At 39.9% G+C, this 2,952-nt stretch carries 4 protein-coding genes; all 4 read right to left on the bottom strand.

From position 1 onward, the window contains the following. Positions 1 to 137 precede the first annotated feature (137 nt). The 4 genes from K7A41_RS00315 to K7A41_RS00330 all read right to left on the bottom strand — a co-directional run bounded on the left by K7A41_RS00315 (position 138) and on the right by K7A41_RS00330 (position 2,879). Positions 138 to 353, bottom strand: a complete 216-nt coding sequence (locus K7A41_RS00315; protein ID WP_265712109.1) for a hypothetical protein — start codon at positions 351 to 353, stop codon at positions 138 to 140. Continuing rightward, entirely contained in the window at positions 350 to 601 is a 252-nt protein-coding gene (locus K7A41_RS00320; RefSeq protein ID WP_265712110.1) for a hypothetical protein, read from the bottom strand. The genes K7A41_RS00315 and K7A41_RS00320 overlap by 4 nt, the downstream gene beginning before the upstream one ends. 248 nt (positions 602 to 849) lie before the next feature. Next, a complete protein-coding gene (locus K7A41_RS00325) occupies positions 850 to 1,893 on the bottom strand; it encodes a hypothetical protein (protein WP_265712111.1) in 1,044 nt (347 codons plus the stop codon). Between the two features lie 536 nt (positions 1,894 to 2,429). After that, a complete protein-coding gene (locus K7A41_RS00330; RefSeq protein WP_265712112.1) occupies positions 2,430 to 2,879 on the bottom strand; it encodes an ASCH domain-containing protein in 450 nt (149 codons plus the stop codon). Between the last annotated feature and the right edge of the window lie 73 nt (positions 2,880 to 2,952).

Raw genomic sequence — 2,952 nt, forward strand, 5'->3', positions numbered from 1 at the left:
ACTTACCTGATCGTCTTCATCTGACATGCTATTCCAAGCAATAACCTCTTTAATTGCTTCTACAAGGCTAAGAGCTAATACTGTATAGCCTTTACCGTTTAACGTCACCTCAAATAGGTGTCTTTCGTCTATTATTTTCATTTTTTATCAGTTAAATAAGCCAATATCAATAGTTTTGTCTCTGTCCGTTCGGGCGCTGTGTATTCGATCTCCAATTCGCTGACACCCTTTTTCTGCATCTGTTCCAAGGTGTAATGGACAAGAATCCTTATTGCCGAATCGCTGTCTATAACTCCTTTTTTGAGCTGCTTAATCAGGAAGCGAACCCAAAGTTTGCGGATTAGTTTTTTCATATTGAAAATCCTTTTAATTTATGTATCGGTGTGCTGACGAGGTTATCGAATTCTATATTAGTTACCGTGCCATTTGGAGTGGATTTAACGTATGCATCAAGGGCATTCATTAAGCATTCTTTTGCCATTTCCATTGCTGTAAAGTGTTCTAAAACACTTTTATTATCATCTAATAATACTCGTATAGTGTTTTTATCACTAATATTGTCGTAAGTTGATTTTATGGTGAAATCTATGTTTAATTCCATCTCTACTCTTATTTATACCCCTATATGATAGGGGTGGGGGTTAAAACTGTATTGTTAATAGCTTGTCCCTACATACTGGTATTCCGGTACTACATCTAATCAGGTCCTTGAACACTGTATTTGTACACCAGTGACCACATTCGAACCGGAAAATAAATCCAGTGACCGATGTAAGTTTTACCCGAGATCCACAAGGGTATTGATAATACTCGCCGATGTAGTAGTTCATGGTGATCCGTGGGTCATATTTAATCTGTACAACTACCAGCATCACAGCTGGCATAATCGATAAATTCTAATTGCTGTTGAATTGGAAGGTTTTTAATCCAATCCATAGATGCTGGATAGGTTTTCTTTCCTACAGTTCGTCTCTTGAATGTTTTACCCTTTAATTTTTCCGCATCATCAGCCCATTGCATTCTGTTCCAGTTGATCGGATCTTGCCATTGTTGTTGGAGCTGTTGGACGGTATGGTGAAAGCACATTACGCAATTGGAAATTGGCGGAAATACATACTCTGGGCGACCTTGCCAATACTTTATTATTTCCGCCTTGGTGATACCGTGTTCGATAAGAGGAAACGAAGGAACTCGATAAAAATCCTTTTTGTAGTAGTTGAATGGTGTTGGTTTAAGAACTCGTTCGCCGCGTCTTACCATTCCTTCAACATCCATAATGTCCCACCACTTTACTAGGTAACTTGGTATATGTAAGTCATTGATAACGGTCTGCAAATCAAAGGAAGGATTAGGAACTCGATCTTTGATCTCTACCAGCTTAAAGAACATGTTTACAGTTCGGTCGAGTTCATCAAGCCGGAAGCCAATACGCATTTCAACCGGATCTACTAGAGAAACTTTCTTGCGTATATAGTTGTACATCGGGACGATTTTCAAATGCTCAGTGCACATTCTTGTTTGTGAATTCGGAAGTCGCTCCCTCGCCATGTCATCATAGGTCTTGAACTTTGATAATCCCCAATTATGGGCGAACACCACATAGATTCCACCGGTAACTATTGAATGCCAAGGTTTACACAATTCCTGTGAAAGTTGGTGTAATACAACTAAAGTCCTATCGTCTTCAGCACTCATCCAAAAGCCTGGGTGAAACATTCTCAACCAAGCATGAGAAGCTAACAGACCTGGGACTTTCATCCGTGCTTGCGCCGTCTCTTTTGTGTATTTGTACGCTTCTTGCTCAACACAGGCAAAAATATTGTGGTCTGCTTCGAAATGAATCCCCATAAACGAACTGGTTTGACCTCCTGAAAGACTGTTAACTGTTATCATTCCTTTCTCCTTTCTAAACTTTACTCTCCCTCACCAACACCTGTCCAACAATATCCGGCTCAGTATGATACATAGCCACCCATCTAGCAGCTGTGTTGTAGGAGACACCAAAATCCTTGCAGATGTGCCTGCGTTTACGGTTGGTGCCTACCCATTGCTCTATTACTAGGCCTATGATATTGTGGGGGTGTCGGGGGGTCATTTTGTTGGTTCCTCCTTAGTAATACCGTAATTGTATTTCTTGTCTATTTGGCGCATAATCCATCGCTTATACCAATTTGCTGTAGGGTAGTAGGATTTCATGTTTTTGATGTTTAATTCATCAAGTTTGCCCCACCAGTTGGTTAAATAGAGTAGAAACAATGTGTATATCTCCAATCTGTTATTTATCCACCATAAAAGAGATATGATATAAACAAGTGGATACAGACAGCCGAAAAACAGCCATAAAAAAATTTGCCACCATCTGCCGGTATCAGCTAGGAAGTAGCCAGCCAAGAATGCGTTTACCATGAAATACGCGATTATCAATGATGTCATGAGTTGATCTCCTTTCCGTAAAACTCCCAGAGTGATAACTTGCCTTTTACATTCAAAATAGGCTCGTCAAACAATACTGGATTAGCTAATACCCAGTTGTAGATTGGTTTTTCATCTCCAATATCGACTAGGAACTCATTTGTTTTCTCAGCCCAAATGCTACTGTGGTTGATAACACAGTCTACAATATCCACTGTGCCTATAATAGCTGATTTCGGGTAGTTTTCTGATAGGAAGGCTATACTTGGTAAGCTTTCATACTGATCTTCTGTCAACAATTTATTCAATTCCCCGGCTGATTTACCACTTGCGTGAATGTAAATCGTGCCACGGTATTTAGTTGCCCAAGTCCTGTTTTCAATATCTTTAATACCCAATAGGGGATTGTCTAACCTCGGGGTACAGACCAAAGATGCCCATGGTTGTTTTATGCTTAATGCTTTCATGAGTTGGTCTCCTTTCTTGCTTTTAGTAGCGCGTCAGCAACTTTATATGATTCAGTTGCTAGAACATCATAAG

This window comes from Sphingobacterium sp. InxBP1, assembly GCF_026191775.1.
In the GTDB taxonomy this organism is placed as follows: domain Bacteria; phylum Bacteroidota; class Bacteroidia; order Sphingobacteriales; family Sphingobacteriaceae; genus Sphingobacterium; species Sphingobacterium thalpophilum.

Excerpts from the sequence above, each read along its gene's own strand:
- K7A41_RS00315 (WP_265712109.1), bottom strand. The coding sequence starts at position 353 with ATGAAAAAACTAATCCGCAAACTTTGGGTTCGCTTCCTGATTAAGCAG.
- K7A41_RS00325 (WP_265712111.1), bottom strand. The coding sequence starts at position 1,893 with ATGATAACAGTTAACAGTCTTTCAGGAGGTCAAACCAGTTCGTTTATG.
- K7A41_RS00330 (WP_265712112.1), bottom strand. The coding sequence starts at position 2,879 with ATGAAAGCATTAAGCATAAAACAACCATGGGCATCTTTGGTCTGTACC.
- K7A41_RS00320 (WP_265712110.1), bottom strand. The coding sequence starts at position 601 with ATGGAATTAAACATAGATTTCACCATAAAATCAACTTACGACAATATT.